Raw genomic sequence first — 19056 nt, 5'->3', positions numbered from 1 at the left:
TTTACTTCTTTGGCAGATATTGATCCGGCATCGGGGTACCCGGGAACCATTTCTCGTGAAGCCGTTTCCAGGTGCCATCGTCCATGGCCTCGCGCAGTGCCTTGTTGAGCGCTTCGCGGAAAGCGTCGTTGCCCTTCTTGACCACGAACCCGGCAGGCGCGTCGAAGGACGGCACATTCATTGTTATCTTAAGGTTCTTGTAGCGCTCCACATACTGCTTGGCCGACTCATAGTCGGTGAAATGGCCATCGATCGTCCCGTTGTTCAGCGCCGCCACCGCAGTGTTGTTGTCGGGGAATTTGACGATGTCGCCCTTCAGGTTCTTCTCGGCATAGATTTCCTGGAGCGTTCCCTGGATCACGCCGATGCGCTTTCCGGCGGTGCTCTCATTGCTCGTCAGAGCCGGATCAGCCGAAATGATCGACAGGTAGCCGGCGAGATAGCCGTCGCCAAAATCGGCGGTCTTCTTGCGCTCCGCGGTCGTCCCAATAGCGGCGACAGCGACGTCGAAGCGGCCGTTGGCGACAGACGGCAGGAGCGCCGAGAATTCCTGGCCGGTGAAAACAACCTGCTCCTCCTTGAACCCGAGCCGGCGCGCCACGTCGCGGAAGAGTTCAGCGTCGAAGCCGGTGAAGTTGCCGTTGGCGTCGGTGAAGACATAGGGTTTCGCATCGCCCATGGTTCCGACGCTGATCACCGTCGGGTCGATCAGGTTGTAGGGGTTGTCGGCCGCTTTTGCCTGCGTTGGTGCGGCCAGCGCGCCAAGTCCTGTCACCAGCGCGATCGTCAGCGCCAGACCGGATTTCATCAGTTGGCGCCTGCTCGAATTCGTTTGCATGTCTTCTCCTCTTACGATTGGCCGAACTCGGCCTGCGGTCCCACTCGAAGTCTCATCCGTCAAACGCTCTTGGGGGCGCCTCCGCGAACGAATGAGAACGTTATCACTTTCTCTAGCATTGTCTATTTCTTGCGTCAATTGTTCCGTGGAATTTCGCAGCTAGATGGCTTTCCCGCCTCGAAGGTGCCCCGCTCCGCGGAGGATCTCTGGCGTCATTGTCCCTATGTCGATCGCTGTCGCGTGGCCAATCGCCCCGTAGTACTGGCACGTAGCGGCTGCTGCCTCCGCCGCATGATCGAGAATGGCTTGAGGCGCCTCTTCCCTGAGCAGGCCGACTAACGTTCTGGCGATGAAGGTGTCGCCCGCGCCCAGCGTGTCGACGGTTTCGACCAGTCGCGCCGGCGTGCTGTAGGAGGTCGAGTCCCGGTAGAGTGCGGCGCCGGCTCGACCGCGAGTCACCAGGACCCACTTTGAACCATATGCAAGCAGTTCGGCTGCGATTGCAGTCAATTCCTTGTCGTAGAGGCCGTCACCCGAAACGGAAGCCAGATAGCAATAAGGCCCGATCTCGCGTCGATGTTCCCGTTCGCGCCGCGTGGAAAAATCGTAAGACAACAGTGACTTACCCGACACCGCGGCAACCCACGGGTCTAACCCGCTGGACTGGCCGATGTGGACGGCCTGAAAGCCTGAGAGAAAATCCAGATCTTCTTGCGTTGGCGTGAACATCGACACCCCGAGATCGAAATCCAGGAAAATCCGATCGGCGTTGCGGTGACCTATGAGGCAATAAGCGGTCGCCCCCTCGAGGCGTCGCAATCGGGTGACGTCCACGCGCTCGGACTTGAGTACGGCGTGGATCAAGTCCCCGGCCCGGTCTTTGCCGATTGATCCAACATAGGCAGATTGTCCGCCGAAGCGGCTCACATACACCGATAGATTGAGGCAATTTCCGCCAGGATACATCTCGCCGCGAGCGAGATAGCAATCGACCACGTTATCGCCTATCGCGGCAATCTTGACCATCGCAGGACTTTCAGTTTAATGGATATGAGAACGTTCACACAATGGCCGCCGTTTGTCAATTATGCGCCGGCCCAAGCTCTGTCAACGAAAAGAGGAAGCTCATGATTTCCACCCTGCCCGCCGACGTGGAACGCGCGCTGACCGCTACGGCGGGCAGGCAGTTTTCGCATCTATTCCTCGTGGCGTGCGGCGGCTCGCTCTCGATCATGATGGCAGGCAAATACTTCATCGATCGTCGCAGCGGTACATTCGCCTGCGATATCTACAACGCGGATGAGTTCGTTTGCCGAGACCCACGACGGTTGGGACCTGACACACTCGTTGTTCTTTGCTCGCAGACCGGAACCACCAAGGAGACCGTCCGAGCGGCCAATCACGCAAGAAATCGAGGCGCAACGACAATCGGCATGACGCTTGACCAAGTATCGCCCCTCGCGCGCTCCGTCGACCACCCTGTGGCGTACCAGGCCTCCTACACGACGGGCAAACCGATCGATGCAGCCCGCAGCAATTACGGCGTGCTCTACATGTTGCTCGCCGGCTTGATCGATGCTCGGGAAAATGCCGGGCTGACCGCCGATCTGCTGATGAGCCTGAGCCATCTTCAGCCGGCGATCGAACGTGCGCACCGGACCTATGCCGACCGGTTTAAGGCCTTCGTACCCCGTTTCGCGCCGTGCAATACGATCTACACACTGGCCAGCGGTGCAAGCTATGGCGCGGCCTATTCCTACGCTATCTGCGTGTTGATGGAGATGCAGTGGTACGACTCGCAGGCCATACACGCTAACGAGTTTTTCCACGGCCCTTTTGAGGTGGTGGATCGGGACGCTTGCTTCGTGGTCTTGCTGGGTTTGGACGAAACGCGGAGCCTTTCCGAACGCGCCCGCGATTTCCTTTTCAAGCACGGCAGCCGGGAAAACATCCTGGTGCTCGATGGAACGGAACTCGACCTCAGCGGTATGTGCGAACACATCAAACCTTATCTCGTGCCCCTGGTCTTCTTCGACACTCTATGGCGTTTTGCCTACGAGCTGGCCGGTCTGCGCGGCCAGCCAATGCTCGAGGGCCGGCGCTACATGAAGAAGCTCACGGATTACTAGTTCCGCAGCACTCTGCAGCCATCCAACAACCCCCAGCCCGTCTTCCGCGAAGAAGGATTTCTCCATGACTGCATCCCCAAAGCCGCGCCATGTCGTCGTCATCGGCGCAGGTATCGTCGGCATCTCTTCCGCGCTGCACCTCGCTCGTCTTGGCGTTGATGTAACCATTGTCAACGACGGCGCACCGGCCAACGGTGCATCCGGCCGTTCACTTTCCTGGCTGAACTCAGCGCGACGTGCTGACACTGCTTACCACCGCTTGAGGCTTGCGGGCATCGACCGTTATCGGACCCTGGCGGCCACAAGGCCGGAAACGGCGTCGTGGCTTCGCTTTGACGGCGGCCTCACCTGGGATGCGGATGATGAGACGAACCAGATTGCCTCCATCTGCCAGCTGGAGCAGGATATTGGGTATGACGCGCTTCTGCTCGGCCCTGCCGAAGTCGGCGCAGTGACGCCCGGTGTCAACGCCAACGCAATCACTCCGCAGGGTGCCATCTTCAATCCTGGCGAAGGATGGGTTGACCTGCCCTTGCTTATCGATCTGCTGCTCAATGAATTCCGCACCCGCGGCGGCAGGCTTGCTCAGGACGCTGGACGGGTGCGGATAGATGCCACCGGTGGTCGCGCGCGTGGCGTGGTCACTGCTGACGGTGTGCCGGTAAAGGCGGATGCAGTCGTCCTTGCCGTTGGGCCAGCGACGCCTGCCATGCTTGCGGAGATCGGAGTCGATGTCCCTGATGCCACGCCGATTTCACTTCTCTTGAAGACCAAACCGGTCAAGACCGAGCTCCGTGCCGTGCTGAATACGCCGCGCGTGGCGGTACGCCCGACGCCGGATGGCGCACTTGTTTTGGATTCGGCGTGGTCGGAGGAAGAGGTCGTGGTCAACTCTGACGGAACCTACGCCGTGCACGACAAGACGGTCAAAGGACTGCTCGACGAGGCTAGTGCCGTGCTCGACGGCAATCCGCGGCTTCAACTCGCTACCTATGCCGTTGGCCCGAAGCCAATCCCCGGTGACGGCGAGCCAGTGCTTGGCTTCGTCGAGACCGTCGCCGGCCTTCACGTCGCCTTTAGCCACAGCGGCGCCACGCTCGGATTGATCGTCGGCGAATTGCTTGCCAAAGAAATTGTTTCCGGAAATCCCCATCCCATGCTTGCAAGCTTCCGCGCAAAGCGTTTCAGCTGAAAGGGCAATCGCGGCCGAGGTCGAACTGTCCAGATGGACCGCGCGCCTGAGGAATCTTATCAAGAATCGCTAACAGCGAATATCCGTCTCCCGCGGTTTCAACGTTGGTCGGAGGGCGGTCTAGGTTAAGAAGCTGAGGTGACCTTGCCGAGAGATAGGTGACATGATCGTTTTATCGGGTTGTCGTCTTACGGCAACAGAGACGGCGACGAGTGTCAGCGCCGCGCGTCCAAGCGCGAACGCGCAGGGGAGAGATGAATGCCCCATAAACTATGGTCAGATAGCCGCTCGCGATCCCCTGGAGTGCGCTGAGTGCGACAAGTTCCGGAATCCTCAATTCAAAGCCAAGAAGATCGAAAGGCAGACTGCACCGAAGAGTCCGGCGGTCAACCTTGTGGGAATCAGAATGCAGTGCAGACTTGCCGCCCTTCACGGCCGCCGCTGACAGCTTGCGGTCAAAGCTGGCAAGTTGGCCGCCGCGCGCCTTGGCGAGGGCGAGAAGGTACGTATCCGTCACCTGCGCCGAGGTCGGGATTTTCGCAGCATCGATGCCGCGGAGCCAACCAGGCTCACATCGTCGGGCCAGAAGCTTGGCCCGTGCAGAGTCCGCAACTTAGTAACGATTTGCGCAACGACGGCGGGCGAGCCGGGACATTTGGAATATCTTTGGTTGCCGACGATGCGCAGGACGCCGTTTCGGTGATCGGACAAGTAGCCCATGCCGCATTGCCCGTCTCTTCGAACCAGCCATGCGCGTCGCCATGGGCGACGTGACCAGGATCGATCAGTGCGATCAGCACATTGACACCGAGCAGGAAGGTCAAGGCAGTTCGTTTCGCAAGGCGTTGACCGTCTCAAGCGTGACAGGAGGTGCATGCGGCCGAGGCGACAGAAGAGGAATCCCGTTGCGCTCGCCGCCAGCTTGAGGCCGGCGCAGCGAGCGCCGGGCGAGATCGCTAATGACCTCGCCGAGGCTACGACCCTGCTGCCGGGCCATGGCCCTGGCCGCGACCAGGACGTCGTCATCAATCGCCAGTGTGGTTCTCACATCACTCTCCTGACGCGCATCAAACATCACGCATGATGTGGACTAGCTACGTCGGACACTCAAGCGGTGCGAATACCCGGCGGATTTGCGTGGAACACGTTTTGCCGGAAAGATCGTCGCTCCGCGGCTTCAACCTTTATGCGACGAAAACTGCGCCCGCGGTAATCAGCGAAACGCCAAGCCAGTTCGGCAGGAACAATTGTTCTCTGAGGAAAACCACGCCGAATACCGTGTCAAGCGCGACGCTTAGCCTTGCGTCACCGAGCAACTCCCCCTCCTACAATGCAGCGCCAGGGCTGCGATGACATGTCTTGATAGTGTTGCCGAAGTCAGCCAGATCCCGCTACGTCGATAACGGCCTTGATCAGACCGGACTTCTGCTGCGCCCAGATTGCGATGTCGCGTGGGCTGTCGCGCAGGGTGGTGCGGTGGGTGACGAGCTGGTCGATTGGTATTTTTCCAGCGCGGATCGAGGTAATGACGTGCTGGAAATCGCTACGCGTCGCGTTGCGACTGCCGATCAGCATCATTTCCCGTTTGTGGAACTCTGGATCTGAGAAGGTTATGTCGTCCGGCACGACGCTGACCATCACCATGACGCCGCCATGGGCAACATAGGCAAAGGCAGACTGCATCGAACGGCTGTTCCCCGTGGCGTCGAAGACGACGTCGAAAGCTGCTCCCGCAGTTCGCTCCGCTATCGTTTCGGCGATCGATCCCTTCGATCCGTCGATCACCAGGCAACCCAATTGCCTCGCGGCAAAGGTCAGCCGCTCGGTATCGACGTCCATGACGGTCACGTTCTGTTGCGCGATGCGCGCAAAAAGCGCGGTGCCGAGGCCGATCGGCCCGGCGCCGATAACCAAGGTGCGCATGCCCGGCCCCGCCATGGCTCTGCGGACCGCGTGGGCACCGATGGCCAGAAACTCGACCGTGGCAGCCTCGACCGGTGACAGGCCGGCCGCTGGTATCAAGTTCTGCGCCGGCACGAGAATCTGCTCACTCATGGCACCGTCACGGTGCACGCCAAGCACCTCAATCGACATGCAGCAGTTAGGCTTGCTCTGGCGGCAGGCGGCACAATTTCCGCAGGCAAGATAGGGATTGACGAGGATTTGCTCTCCGACCGACAGGTCCACGGGCGCGTTGATTGCCGCGATTGTTCCCGAAACCTCATGGCCCATGACGCGTGGATAGGCGAGGTAAGGATGCCTGCCCTCGAAGATGTGGTAGTCGGTTCCGCATATCCCGACAAAGGCGACATTGACCAGTGCCCAGCCTTCGGGCGGAGCCCCTGGTGCCTGCTGCTCCTCAAACACCAGTCTGCCGGGCTCGGCGCATCGCACGACTTTGATGGTGGGGTCCATGACTGCAATTCACCCCTAGCTAAGCTGGGGTCCGGCAACAGGAAGTGGTCCAGCGGTGCAATCCGCCGGACCGCTTGTGGATTACTCGAAGTCCTTGACGTTCTGCAGCGTCACCAGGCCGGCGCCGGTATCCACATTGGCCTCGACGGGTTCCCCACGGATAGCCTTGACGACGGTGTCGATGCCAAGCTCGCCCATTTTTGCGGGAAATTGAGCTACGCTGGCGTCCTCCGCCCCCGACTTGATCGCTTCGATCTCACCGCAGCAGGCGTCAAACCCGACCACTATGAGGTTGTCGTTGGCAATGCCAGCATTGCTGATCGACTTGACGGCGCCAGGGATCGGCGGTCCGCAGGCCGCGTAGATTGCCTTGAGATCAGGATTGGCGGTCAGGATGTCTTCGGTCACTGACGTGCCAAGTTCCAGCGTGCAGTTGGTTGCACCCTTGCCGACGACCTCGACCTTGACGTCGCCCAGTCCCTCCATCATGCCCGTGACCCGGTCATCCAGAGCCGGCACCCCGGGAACGCCTTGCAAAATACCGATCTTGTCACCGCTCTTGAGCACCGTCTTAAGATACTCTCCGGCGATCTTGCCGCCATTGAGGTTGTTGGTCGATACCAACGCCGTCTGGCCTTTCCAGTTGGGGATGCTGTTGTCGACGAGAACCACTTTGATGCCGGCGGCCACCGCCTTGTCGAGCGCTGGCGCGACCGTCGGGTCGACCGGCGTGATTGCAAGCCCCTTGACGCCTTGCGTGATCATGGATTCGATCAGAGCGATCTGGCCTTCAATGTCGGTAGCCGCCTGGCCCTGGCCGGTGACCAGTTCGATCTCCGGATGAGCGGCCGCGTATTTCTTGGCGGCGTCCTCCATGGTCGAGTAGAACGGCACCGGGAATTTCGTAATCAGGCCGACCTTGATCTTGTCTGCGGCCGAAGCCGGTACGGAAAACGCAACGGCGATCGCCAGCCCTGCGAACAGTTTTCGGTTCATTGGCATTGTATTCCTCCCTTGGATTGAGACGCCTCCCGGCGGGAGACGCTTCAGGCATTTGCGGACCGGAAAGGTCCCCAAATTTCGAACGGGTCAGGCTCCAACGATCATGGAAACCAGTTCCTGTTTGTTGCCCTTGGTCGGCACCAGCTCGCCGACCCTGCGGCCTTGGCGAAGCACCACCGCGCGGTCGGCGAGCTCGACGACATGTTCCATGTTGTGAGTGATCAGGATGACGGCATTGCCCTGGTCGCGAAGCGCAGCGACCAGATTGAGCACCTGGCGTGATTCACGCAGGCCAAGCGCGGCGGTCGGCTCATCCAGAATGACAACTTTGCGGGCGAACACGGTCGAGCGGGCCACGGCGATCGCTTGCCTTTGACCGCCAGACATCATGGCGACGACGGCATCCAGCCGCGGCAATGTAACCTTCAGGTTTGCCAGCAGAGCGCGGGTCTCGGCGTCCATCCGGCGCTGCTGCAGAAATCGTAGGCCGCGCGGAAGCCATTGCGGCCTAGCTAGCTCGCGACCGGCAAAGAAGTTCTGTCCCGGCGTCAGATTGTCGAACAGCGCCAGATCCTGGTAGACGGTCTCGATGCCGGCGAAGCGCGCATCCGCAGGGGAGCGTATCTGCGTTGGCGCACCGTCCAAAAGGATCGCGCCGGCATCGAGTTGGTGCACCCCGCTGATGCATTTGGTCAGCGTCGACTTACCCGCGCCATTGTCGCCGAGCAGGCCGACGATCTCGCCTCGCCGCACCTCGATGCTGACATCGTCCAGGGCCAGAACCGAACCGAAACGCTTCGTAGCACCACGTACCGCTAGCACGGGATTGTCCGCGGTGACCGCGTGATCGATTTTGGCCGCAACGGCGCTCATGACTGCCTCCCGGCTTGCAGGAAACGCACGCGCCCTTCGAGGTAATTGCGCAGCACGTCGGACTCGACCGCTATGACGATAACCACGCCGATGACGATGAGCTGGAAGAAGACGTTGACGTTGAGCAGGTTGAGCGCGTTGCGGATAACGCCGATCATGATGGCGCCGATCAAGGCATGGCCGAGGTGGCCGCGACCGCCAAGAAAACTGGCGCCGCCAATGATCACCGCCGCGATCGTATCCAGTTCCAGCAGATTGCCGAACAGCGGCGAACCGGCGTCGGTGCGGCCGGCAAGGATGACGGAACCGATGCCGGCGCACAGGCCTGAGATGACATAGACGGAAACCAGGACCCAGGACACGGGAATACCCATGCGCAATGCAGCGTCGGGCCGGCCGCCGACGGCATAAATCCAGCGCCCCCAGACCATGGTTTTTGCCATGATGAAAAGAACCGCGGCAACGCCCGCAACGACGAACACCGATCCAGGCAGACCCCAGACCGCGTCGCGGCCAAGCGCATCGATGGAATCCGGCATGCCGGGAATGGCGCGCCCGTCGGCCAGTTGCAGCGCCAGCCCCTTGGCGATGCTCAACGTCGCCAGCGTGATGATGAAAGGATGCGGCAGCCGGCCGAAGACGTAGAAAAGCCCGTTGACGGCGCCGACCGCGGCACCGCAGCCAACCATCACGGCGATCACAAGGATGGCGGGCGCGCCGGCATGAAAGCTCAGCGCGCCGACGACGGATGCCAGTGCAAGGTTCGAGCCGACGGAGAGATCGATGCCGCGCGTCAGGATGACCAGATGCTGGCCCATCGCGACAACCGAGATGACGGCCGTCTGGGCGAGGATGTTGCTGAGATTGCGTCCCGTCAGGAAATAGGGTGACAGAAAGCTGAGGACGGCGATCAGCAGCACCAGGATGACCACCGGACCAGCGCTCAGCAGCATCAGGCCAAGCGAAAGGCCGGGGACGGCTTCTGACTTCCTGGATGCTTGCAACGCGGCTTCGCCGACAGTCGTGCCGGTGTTTCCCGTTTCAGGCAAATTTCCCCTCCCCGCCGCGGCTCGCGCGAGCCGCGTCGTCAAAAACTCAATTCGTGTTCAGGTCCTCTTCTTATCGATAAAAAACAACCAGCCGGGTCGGGTCAAGTTGTTTTTTATGGATAAAGTTCATGCTAAAAAGGACAAGGTATTGTTGCAGGGAAAATCCGATGAGAACCGACACCGTCTACAAGAAGGCCTTCAATCGAGCTGCAAATATGCTGCGCGACGGGCAACTGGCCGGTGAACTTCCTTCCGAAAATGAGCTTAGACGGCGAATGTGCGTCAGCCGCACAACCGTCAGAAAGGTTTTGCGGGAACTGGTTCACCGCGAACTTGTCACCGAGCGTAACGGCCTCAGGTCGACGGGCCGCCCGGTCAGCGACAACGACCACTATCCGGACGCCGAAACCACGCCTCGCGCCAAGCACGTCGAACAGCAGTTCATGGAGTGGATGCTGCGGGGTGACACCAGGCCTGGAACCAGCATCAATGAGCTCGAGCTTGCGCGCCAATTCGGCGTTGCGACCAATGGAATTCGCGAATTCCTAATCCGCTTCAGCCGGTTTGGATTGATCGAGAAAAGGCCGAATACAGGCTGGCTTTTCAAGGGTTTCACCGAAGACTTCGCACTTGAGCTCTTCGAGATCCGGGTAATGTTCGAACTGCGTTCGGCACAGCTGTTTTCACTGCAGCCGGACAGTTCTCCGATATGGTCGAAACTCGCCGCGCTCAAGATGGCGCATGCCGACCTGCTTGAGCGAATTGAAGGCCGTTTTCACGATTTCTCCGGCCTGGACAACCGGTTTCACCGGCTCATAAACGAGGCGTCGCCGAACCGCTTCATCGATGATTTCTACGACATCATCACATTCATTTTTCACTATCACTATCAGTGGAACAAGCAGGACGAAAAGCAGCGCAACCTTGCCGCAATCCACGAACACATTGCCTATATCGATGCGCTTGAGAGCCGCAACTCCACTCGGATTGAGGTGGCCTGCCGAGCGCATCTGGCTTCAGCAAGGGAAACACTGATGCGCTCGCTTACGGGATTTGATGAAACGAGCATCAATGCATAGTGAAAGACCTCTGTCCCTGGGAGGCAAACTCAGCGTGATGCAGGCGTTTTATGATCCGGACCGAACTGGCGGTGACAAGTTCCCCTTCCAGAAGGGGACCGACGCACCCCTTTGAGATGCGTCGGAAGAAGCCCTAAGCGTGGCGGATTTCCGTTCCCAGCACCTTCAGGCATTCGCGGATGAACGCTGCAAGCGCCGTCCAGCCTTTTGCCGAAACCATCGTCCCATCCACATATGCCTCCGTTGGAGACAGGTCGATATAGGTTCCGCCCGCAAGCGTCACTTCGGGCTCGCACGCCGCCAGCGCGCCGACCTTCTTGCCGCGCACGACACCGTCGACCGCGATCAGGATCTGCACGCCGTGGCAGATCGTGAAAATCGGCTTCTTGGTTTCGTGGAAGTGGCGCACCATCGCCTGCACCCGCTTGTCGGTGCGGATGTATTCGGGCCCGCGACCGCCGGCGCAGTAAACAGCGTGGTATTGCTCCAGCTGCTTCTCAGCGTCAGAAAAGGTCTTGTTGATCAGCGCATAGTGGCCGAGCTTTTCGGTGTAGGTCTGATCGCCCTCGAAATCGTGCAGCGATGTTTTGATCAGGTCTCCGGCGCTTTTGTCTGGGCACACGACATGAACAGTGTGGCCCACCGCTTCCATCGCCTGCTGGTAGACGAAGATTTCGTATTCCTCGGTGAATTCACCGGTCAGCATCAGGATCTTTTTGCCTGGCATGGTACTTCCTTTCCTGTGACAACGGCTGGGCGAGACCTGTACTCGCCTGGTAGGTTTGAGTTTCTAGAAGGGTGAGTCGGGGAAGTAGTCTTGGTTGGCACTGGCCTGCGTGATGACCGTCGAGGGCGGGTACGGGAACATCGGGACAGTCTCAGTCGAACGCTAACAACAAACGGTCGCGGGAATGCTCGATATGGCGACGCATCGCCTGCTCGGCAGCGGCAGGATCGGCCGCAGCGAGAGCGGCCAGAATGGCCTCATGCTCGTCAAGCGCCTCCTCGGTGACGCGCGAATGGAACATCAGGCGAAATATGTGGAAGTGGGTATGCTGGTGCGCCAGTGTCTCGCGCACGAGTTCGTTGTTGGCGAATTCCATGACCTTGTCATGGAAAATGGCATCCTGGCGGGCGAAGTTGGAATACCGCAGGCGCTCGTCCTTGCCCTCACGGTGCGCCATGACGCCGGCCGATTTCTGAAGCTGTGCGAGCTTTACCTCGTCCATGAGCACCGCTGCCTTGGCTGCACCATGAGGCTCGAGCAGCAGGCGAAGCTCGTAGAGTTCGTCGAACCGTCGTTTCGTAATCTGCGGAGCAGCGCGGTAACCGATCAGATGCGTCTTCAGCACCAGGCCTTCGCCTTCGAGCCGGCCGAGCGCCTCGCGGATCGGCGTGTGGGAGACGTTGAATTCCTTGACCAGGCTATCGACCGTGATCCGGGAACCCGGTGCAATCTTCAGCGACATGAGTTGCGCGAAAATCGCTTCGTAGACGTCCTCAACCAGGCTGCTGGAGCGCTGGATACGCCCGCCGGCGAGGTTCGCTTCGTCTAGACTGGGTAAGTTCATGGCCTGCATGTTTTGCGTCTTGACACATTGAGTTGCTAACACGATGCTCCAACCAATGCAATCCTATATCCTATACGATTTTATAGAGGATATAATTTGAGGCTGTTTCGAGACAAAGTAATGGCACTTGCGGTAGCCCTGCTGGAACAGCGTGCCGCCCTGGCAACCCGTGCTTCCTCACCCGCTGAACGGACCGCCAGCGTTACGGGCGATGGTTCGACGCGTCGATACCCAACCGCGCTGCAGGACGGGTTTTACATCGAACCCGGCCTTTGGGCCGAGTTGAACGCCATCTCGCATTCCAGTCCAGACATCATCACAGGATGCAGGTCATGAGCCTTTTCGCTGCCCTAAGGCTGCCGCGCGAAATCCTCTTCGGGAAGGGCCAACGCCACGTCATTCCGGTTGTCGCGGCCAGACTCGGACGTCGCGCACTCGTCTGCACCGATGAACGTTTTGCCGCAACCGGCCCGTTCGGAGAGATCGTCGCGGCGCTGCGAGCCGCCTCGATAGACGTACTGGTGCATGACCGTGTGCTGCCCGACGTTCCCCGGGATACCGTTGCCGTCTGCGTCAAGGAAGCACTGAAGTTCGCGCCCGACATGGTGATCGGGATTGGCGGCGGCAGTTGTCTCGACATGGCCAAATGCGCCGCGTTGCTCATCAGTCACGGCGGTCAGCTCCAGGATTACTACGGCGAGTTCAAGGTGCCCGGCCCGACGCTGCCATTGATTGCGGTGCCGACGACCGCCGGCACCGGCTCTGAAGTGACCCCGGTCGCCGTGATCTCCGATCCGGATCGTACGCTGAAGGTCGGCATCTCCAGCCCGTATCTGATCGCGGCCGCGGCCATCTGCGATCCTGAACTGACGATGACATGCCCGCCGGCATTGACGGCGATCGCAGGCGCCGATGCGCTGACGCATGCAATCGAGGCCTTCACCGCCGTCAGGCGCGGGACCGATCCCGGCCTTCCGCAACAACATGTCTTTATCGGCAAAACCGCCTTGACCGATCACTTCGCCCTGCTGGCGATCAAGCTGCTTGGCCGAAGCCTCGAAACGGCATACCGCCGGCCCTCCGACGAGGACGCCCGGGCCGACGTCATGATGGGTGCACTTGCAGCCGGCTGCGCGTTCGGAACGGCCGGCACGGCGGCAGCGCATGCCGTGCAATACCCGGTTGGCGCGATAACCCACACCCCGCACGGATTGGGTGTCGCCACCATGCTGCCATACGTCATGAAGTACAACAGAACAGCCGCAGCGACCGAGATGGCCGAGATCGCCAGCGCGCTCTGCCTCGATGGAAAAGGCCGGACGCCCGAAGAGTTGGCCGACGCGAGCATTGGCGAGGTCAGTCGGCTGTTTGGGGCAATCGGGATCACTCCCTCGTTGGCCGAGCTGGGACTGCCTGCCGACAAGCTCGATTGGACGGCGGAACAAGCGATCGGTATCGAGCGCCTCATCAAGAACAATCCGCGGCCATTCGATTTGAGGTCCATGCAACGCCTGGTCCAGGCCGCCTTTGATGGCGACCTCGCCAGCTGCGTCATGTAAACAATCGGGAATATCGAGATGAACACGTTTTCACAGGTTCTGTCGGATGATCAGGGCGTCAGCGACTTCCACACAATTTCGCACGGGCTGTATATTGACGGCCAATGGCGGCAATCCGCGGATGGCAGGGTAATTCCGGTCATCGATCCTTCGACGGAAGCCATCATCGCTGCCGTACCCGATGCGACCTTGGAGGACGCGGCCGCCGCCGTTGCCGCCGCTGCCAAGGCGGCCCATGGCTGGAGGACAACGTCGCCGCGAAAGCGCTCCGAGATCCTCCGACGCTGCTTCGAACTGATGACGGAACGATCGGAAGCTCTGGCTACTCTCATCGCACTGGAAAACGGCAAGGCCCTGCGGGATGCCCGAGGCGAGATCGCTTACGCCGCGGAATTTTTCCGTTGGAATGCCGAGGAGGCCGTTCGCATTACCGGTGAATTCGGTACTGCGCCTTCCGGCGCCAACCGCATTGTGGTCGACTACGAACCGATCGGCATATGCGTTCTGATCACGCCGTGGAATTTTCCTGCCGCGATGGCGACGCGCAAGATCGCGCCGGCACTTGCCGCTGGATGCACGGTGATCCTGAAGCCGGCCAGTGAGACCCCGCTTACCGCCTACGCGCTGGCCGCGCTCTACCAGGACGCAGGCGTTCCACCGGGGGTGGTCAACGTCCTGACAACCTCCAGTCCCGGGCCTTTGACAGCCGCCATGCTGGCCGATCCGCGGGTGCGCAAACTCTCCTTCACCGGCTCAACGGGTGTGGGTCGCGCTCTGCTGGCAGAGGCTGCCAGGCATGTGGTCTCGTGTTCCATGGAACTCGGCGGCAACGCACCGTTCATTGTGTTCGACGACGCCGATCTCGAAGCGGCGCTCAATGGCGCAATGGTGGCCAAGATGCGCAACGCCGGTGAGGCCTGCACGGCCGCAAACCGCCTCTACGTGCAAGCTGGCATTTACGAAGCCTTCTGCGAGGGCCTCGAGAAGCGGATGTCGTCGCTCAAGGTCGGCGTCGGCACCGACCCGGACACGGAATGCGGGCCCATGATCACGAAAAGGGCGGTCGAGAAGATCGACCGACTTGTCATCGACGCGGTCGGACGCGGCGCGCGGGTCTTGTGCGGTGGCTCAGTCCTGTCCGGACGTGGTTTCTTCTACCCTCCGACAGTGCTTCGCGACGTGCCGGGCGATGCAAACATGGCGCATGAGGAGATATTCGGGCCGGTGGCGCCAATCTCTAGCTTCGAAACCGAGGCCGAGGTCATCGCACGCGCCAATGACACTGAATATGGGCTTGCTGCCTACATCTACACGCGCGATCTGGCGCGCGGCATGCGGGTGGCCTCCCGGATCGAGGCCGGGATGATCGCTCTCAACCGCGGGCTGATGTCCGATCCGGCAGCCCCCTTCGGCGGCGTCAAGCAGAGCGGGCTTGGCCGCGAGGGAGGGCAGCATCACGGCATTGCGGAATTCATGGAGGCGAAATACCTCGCCATCAGCATGTGAGCAGAAGAATGCAAGGCGATCCCTTTCGCATCCGCGACCACGTCGCGGATTTTGACGAAATCGTGCAGGACTTCGTTGATCGCAGCGAGGCCGCCCGCGCCACCATTGCGATGACCGCTGACGTGGCCTACGGACCGGATCCGACCGAGACCATGGACCTGTTCTTTCCCGCGGGCAAAAGAACGGCGCTTCCGGTGCACATCTTTGTCCATGGCGGCTACTGGAGAATGTTCTCCAAGCGCGACTATTCATACATGGCGACGACGATTACCCAGGCCGGGGCTATTGCCGCCATCCTTGATTATGCGCTGATGCCCAAGGTCCGAATGGCGACGATAGTTGACCAGGTGCGCCGCGCCAAGCAGTGGGTCCTGGCCAACATCGCCGATCATGGCGGAAACCCGGCGGCCCTGACCGTCAGTGGCCATTCGGCCGGAGCCCATCTTGCAACGTTCCTGTTCGGCGGCGAGCATGCCCCCTCGAGTGTGAGGGCAGCCCTTCTGCTGAGCGGGCTTTACGATTTGAAACCGCTCCAGGATTCCTTTCTCGCCAAGGAAATTGGAATAACCGACGAGGAAGTCGCCATGTTTACACCTCTTGCCTATCGGTATGATCCTCAAACCAGGACGACGGTTCTGGTCGGAGCCAACGAGACGCCACCCTTCCATCAGCAGGCCGATCGATTCAAAGCAAGCTTGCTGCGGCAGGGATCGCTGGTAACGTCGCATGTGCTCCCGAACCGCAACCACATGGACAGCGTCAGAGATCTCGGCGTGCCGGGGACTGAGGCTGCCGATTGCCTGGAAAAACTGATCGCCAAGGCCTGCTGACTACCATGCCGGGATACCGGTCAGCGCAGCTTGACCGCTAGCGGTCCGCATTCGCTCCGGATAAGTTCGAGGCGACATCGCGGGACCTGTGCGCAACTGCCTCCAGCCGCTGGTATCCACGCCCTAAATGTCGATGCGCTGTCCGCTATCCGGATCGAACAGGTTGACGCTCGCTGGATCCACAGCAAGACATATTGGCTCTTTGCGCCGGCCGGCAAACCTCGGCGGCAGCCGCGCGATGATCGCGTGCTCGCCGACCTGCACCGTCACCATGGTTTCAGGCCCGGTAGGCTCTACCACATCGATCTCCCCCATGATCGAAGCTCGATTTTGCGGAACGGTTCTCAGCTCTTCAGGCCGTATGCCCAGCACCACCGGTCGCTCAGAGTCCACCTGCCGGTTCCGCGTCGGCAACACGATCGATACTCCGCTCGCTTGAAACCGGACACCTTCCGAATCCGGGACCAGTCGTCCGGCAAAGAAGTTCATTGCCGGAGATCCGATGAAACTTGCCACGAACATATTGGCGGGCCGTTCATAGATGGTGCGCGGGTCGCCCAATTGCTGGATGTAGCCGCCTTTCATGACGGCCACCTTGGTGCCCAGCGTCATCGCCTCGATCTGATCATGCGTGACATAGACGATGCTCGTGCCGAGACGCTCGTGCAGGCGCTTGATCTCCGTACGCATTTCCACGCGGAGCTTGGCATCGAGATTGGACAGCGGCTCATCGAAGAGGAACAGCTCCGGGTCGCGCACGATCGCGCGGCCCATCGCAACGCGCTGCCGCTGTCCACCCGAAAGATTGGCGGGGCGTCGGTCGAGCAGATGGGAGATTTGCAACATTCGCGCGGCATCTTCCACGGCGCGCTTGCGTTGGTCGGCGCCTACGCCACGCATTTCCAATCCGAAGCCGATATTCCTCGCGACCGACATGGTGGGATAAAGCGCGTAGGATTGGAATACCATCGCGATATTGCGGTCCTTGGGCGCAAGGTCGAGGACCGAGCGTCCCCCGATCAGGATGTCACCGCCGGACGTGTCGTCGAGGCCGGCAATCATGTTGAGCAGGGTCGACTTGCCGCATCCGGACGGCCCGAGCAGAACCAGAAAGCCTCCGTCCTCGAGCTCGATGTCGACCCCGTGAAGAACCTGTACGGAGCCATAGGACTTGCGCACGTCCCTGATGGAAAGTGTCGCCACGCGAATACTCCTAACCTTTGATGGCGCCTGCGGTCAGCCCCTGGACCATGGTTCGCTGGACGATCGCGAAGAGCACGATGACCGGGATGATGCTGAGAATGCCGCCTGCCGCCAGAACGCCCCAAGGAAGCTGGAACTCTCCGACCATCAGTTGCAGGCCCACAGGCCAGGTGCGAGACCCCTGCCCGGTCGTCAGCATCAGCGCAAACAGGAACTCGTTCCAGGCTGCGATGGCAATGAACACAGAACTTGCGACCAGGCCGTTCCGCGCAAGGGGCATGACGATACGAACCATGGCGCCAAGCCTTGTCGAGCCGTCGATGCGTGCCGCGCTCTCGAGTTCCTTAGGTGCGGAATCGAAGAACCCCTTGAGCATCCACACGAACAGCGGCAGCAGGAAACTCGTATAGGCAAGCGCCAGGCCGAAACGGCTGTCCACGAGCCCCACACCGCGCATAACGACGTAAAGGGGAATGATCATCATGACTGCCGGGAACATGCGAACGACAAGATAGCCGAGCATGAGCTGATCCCGGCCTCGAAACGCGAAGCGAGAAAATGCATAGGCGGCAAGCGTGCCCGTCACGACGCAGATCGTCACCGTCAGGAAGGTGACGACGAGGCTGTTGCCTATAAGCCGTGGGAAACCTGACTGCGTCCAGATGGCGACATAATTGTCGAAGGTGACGCGGCTCGGGAGGTACTGCATCGTCTGGGTGACAATGTCGGCCTCGTATTTGAGGGATGTCAGGAACATCCAGATCATCGGACCGATGCAGAACACCGTCAGGCTTGCGAGCACGACGTAGGTGGCGATGTTCGCGATCATCCGCCGGTGACGCTTGCTTTCAATCATCGCCCTGTCCTTTGGTAATCCTGGAGATGCGGATGTACCCGGCCGCGAAGATCATCAGGGTCACGAACATCACCACCGACAGGGCGGATGCGTAGCCGAAATTAAATTCCTTGTAGGCGGTCTGAAAGGCATACAACGACAGCACCTGCGTGGCATCTCCGGGTCCGCCGCCGGTGAGAATGAGGAGCAGATCAGGCGAATTGACCAGACCGATGACGCGCAGGATCACTGCCGCCGCGATGACGGTCTTGAGCATCGGCAAGGTGATCAGCCTGAGCTGCGCCGCCAGGCCTGCGCCGTCGACCGCCGCTGCCCTGTAGAGGTCCTCGGGAATACCCTTCAGGCCCGCGAGCAGCAGCAGCGCGAAGAATGGAAACCCGTGCCAGGCCTCGACGAGAATGGTCGCCGCAAGTGCAGTGTTGGGATCAGCAAACCATGCCTCGTAGGACTGCAGGACGCCTATCCGGACAAGAAGATCGTTGATCACTCCGAGTCGCGGATCGAGCAGCAAGGCCCACATATGGCCCGCCACGACGTTGGGCAGGAAGTAGGGAAGCAGGATGAGCACGGCGAAGATTTTCGTGCCCGGCAAATCCCTGTTGAGAGCTGTCGCGGCGAGAAGACCAAGCGACAGTTCCAGCGCGACCGCGGCCGCGACCCACACGACTGTGTTCTTCAGTGCGATCCAGAAGACCGGGTCTGACCACATCGCTACATAATGTTTGAAGCCCACCCAGCCGTCCAACCCGGGACGCGTCAGACGCATCTCGCGAAAGCTGATGGCCATGCCGTAAAGCGTTGGATAGGCGATCACGAGAAGGATGAGGGCGAGGCTGGGAAGGAGCAGCAAATACATCCAGTATCGGGTCTCGGACAGTTCGCCGAGTGCCCGCAAAGGCACATATCTGCTCGAGCTTATTTTCATGAATCTGCGATGCGAAAGCACCATCCTGA

Annotated in this window: 18 protein-coding genes and 1 pseudogene; 6 read left to right on the top strand and 13 right to left on the bottom strand. The window is 60.4% G+C overall.

Features of this window, described 5'->3' with window-relative positions:
* Position 1: 1 nt before the first annotated feature.
* Together NKG60_RS05325 and NKG60_RS05320 are read right to left on the bottom strand one after the other, a co-directional pair.
* The gene (locus tag NKG60_RS05325) at positions 2–838 is read right to left on the bottom strand and encodes an ABC transporter substrate-binding protein (RefSeq protein WP_352974303.1); all 837 of its coding nucleotides are present in this window, start codon (positions 836–838) and stop codon (positions 2–4) included.
* Between the two features lie 159 nt (positions 839–997).
* On the bottom strand, positions 998–1864 hold the full coding sequence (locus NKG60_RS05320) for a PfkB family carbohydrate kinase (RefSeq protein WP_352862856.1): 867 nt from the start codon (positions 1862–1864) through the stop codon (positions 998–1000).
* Between the two features lie 101 nt (positions 1865–1965).
* On the opposite strand from NKG60_RS05320, the gene NKG60_RS05315 reads away from it, so the two are divergent.
* Entirely contained in the window at positions 1966–2967 is a 1002-nt protein-coding gene (locus NKG60_RS05315; RefSeq protein ID WP_352862857.1) for an SIS domain-containing protein, read from the top strand.
* A 64-nt stretch (positions 2968–3031) separates the two neighbouring features.
* On the top strand, positions 3032–4159 hold the full coding sequence (locus NKG60_RS05310) for an NAD(P)/FAD-dependent oxidoreductase (RefSeq protein WP_352862858.1): 1128 nt from the start codon (positions 3032–3034) through the stop codon (positions 4157–4159).
* A gap of 406 nt (positions 4160–4565) precedes the next feature.
* On the opposite strand, the pseudogene NKG60_RS05305 reads toward NKG60_RS05310, so the two are convergent.
* From NKG60_RS05305 to NKG60_RS05275, 6 genes and pseudogenes are all read right to left on the bottom strand, one after another.
* Positions 4566–4983 (bottom strand): annotated as a pseudogene (locus NKG60_RS05305) (TA system VapC family ribonuclease toxin); the annotation flags it as partial.
* On the bottom strand, positions 4980–5207 hold the full coding sequence (locus NKG60_RS05300; protein ID WP_023718512.1) for a ribbon-helix-helix domain-containing protein: 228 nt from the start codon (positions 5205–5207) through the stop codon (positions 4980–4982). The pseudogene NKG60_RS05305 and the gene NKG60_RS05300, both read right to left, overlap by 4 nt.
* Positions 5208–5536: 329 nt before the next feature.
* A complete protein-coding gene (locus NKG60_RS05290) occupies positions 5537–6562 on the bottom strand; it encodes a zinc-binding alcohol dehydrogenase family protein (protein ID WP_352974646.1) in 1026 nt (341 codons plus the stop codon).
* A 93-nt stretch (positions 6563–6655) separates the two neighbouring features.
* On the bottom strand, positions 6656–7570 hold the full coding sequence (locus NKG60_RS05285) for a sugar ABC transporter substrate-binding protein (protein WP_352862859.1): 915 nt from the start codon (positions 7568–7570) through the stop codon (positions 6656–6658).
* 93 nt (positions 7571–7663) lie between these two features.
* A complete protein-coding gene (locus NKG60_RS05280; RefSeq protein ID WP_352862860.1) occupies positions 7664–8449 on the bottom strand; it encodes an ATP-binding cassette domain-containing protein in 786 nt (261 codons plus the stop codon).
* Entirely contained in the window at positions 8446–9498 is a 1053-nt protein-coding gene (locus NKG60_RS05275) for an ABC transporter permease (protein WP_352862861.1), read from the bottom strand. Before NKG60_RS05275 ends, NKG60_RS05280 begins: the two co-directional genes overlap by 4 nt.
* 167 nt (positions 9499–9665) lie before the next feature.
* Between NKG60_RS05275 and NKG60_RS05270 the strand changes: the two genes are divergently transcribed.
* The gene (locus NKG60_RS05270; RefSeq protein ID WP_352862862.1) at positions 9666–10577 is read left to right on the top strand and encodes a GntR family transcriptional regulator; all 912 of its coding nucleotides are present in this window, start codon (positions 9666–9668) and stop codon (positions 10575–10577) included.
* Between the two features lie 133 nt (positions 10578–10710).
* Here the strand turns inward: NKG60_RS05270 and NKG60_RS05265 are convergent, their stop codons facing one another.
* Entirely contained in the window at positions 10711–11304 is a 594-nt protein-coding gene (locus tag NKG60_RS05265; protein WP_352493019.1) for a DJ-1/PfpI family protein, read from the bottom strand.
* Between the two features lie 151 nt (positions 11305–11455).
* Positions 11456–12157: a GntR family transcriptional regulator gene (locus tag NKG60_RS05260; RefSeq protein WP_352862863.1), complete on the bottom strand. Its 702-nt coding sequence runs from the start codon at positions 12155–12157 to the stop codon at positions 11456–11458.
* Positions 12158–12480: 323 nt separating this feature from the next.
* On the opposite strand from NKG60_RS05260, the gene NKG60_RS05255 reads away from it, so the two are divergent.
* The 3 genes from NKG60_RS05255 to NKG60_RS05245 are packed head-to-tail and all read left to right on the top strand — an operon-like array spanning position 12481 to position 16043.
* Positions 12481–13707 carry an iron-containing alcohol dehydrogenase gene (locus NKG60_RS05255; protein WP_352862864.1) on the top strand — a complete coding sequence of 409 codons (1227 nt, stop codon included), beginning with the start codon at positions 12481–12483 and terminating at the stop codon, positions 13705–13707.
* A gap of 18 nt (positions 13708–13725) precedes the next feature.
* Positions 13726–15213 carry an NAD-dependent succinate-semialdehyde dehydrogenase gene (locus NKG60_RS05250; protein WP_352862865.1) on the top strand — a complete coding sequence of 496 codons (1488 nt, stop codon included), beginning with the start codon at positions 13726–13728 and terminating at the stop codon, positions 15211–15213.
* An 8-nt stretch (positions 15214–15221) separates the two neighbouring features.
* Positions 15222–16043, top strand: a complete 822-nt coding sequence (locus NKG60_RS05245) for an alpha/beta hydrolase (RefSeq protein WP_352862866.1) — start codon at positions 15222–15224, stop codon at positions 16041–16043.
* Positions 16044–16166: 123 nt separating this feature from the next.
* Here NKG60_RS05245 and NKG60_RS05240 read toward each other — a convergent pair whose 3' ends face one another.
* From NKG60_RS05240 to NKG60_RS05230, 3 genes are read right to left on the bottom strand one after another with little or no spacing between them, the layout of a single operon-like run.
* Complete coding sequence (locus NKG60_RS05240) at positions 16167–17246, bottom strand: ABC transporter ATP-binding protein (protein WP_352862867.1); 1080 nt, start codon at positions 17244–17246, stop codon at positions 16167–16169.
* A gap of 10 nt (positions 17247–17256) precedes the next feature.
* A complete protein-coding gene (locus NKG60_RS05235; RefSeq protein ID WP_352567136.1) occupies positions 17257–18102 on the bottom strand; it encodes a carbohydrate ABC transporter permease in 846 nt (281 codons plus the stop codon).
* Positions 18095–19027, bottom strand: coding sequence for a carbohydrate ABC transporter permease (locus NKG60_RS05230; RefSeq protein ID WP_352862868.1), 933 nt, complete (start codon positions 19025–19027; stop codon positions 18095–18097). The genes NKG60_RS05235 and NKG60_RS05230 overlap by 8 nt, the downstream gene beginning before the upstream one ends.
* Positions 19028–19056 lie beyond the last annotated feature (29 nt).

Origin of the sequence: Mesorhizobium sp. M1428, assembly GCF_040317515.1 — a bacterium.
Taxonomy (GTDB): domain Bacteria; phylum Pseudomonadota; class Alphaproteobacteria; order Rhizobiales; family Rhizobiaceae; genus Mesorhizobium.
Note: the sequence above shows the minus strand (reverse complement) of the source record. Positions and strands in the feature narration are given on the sequence as shown.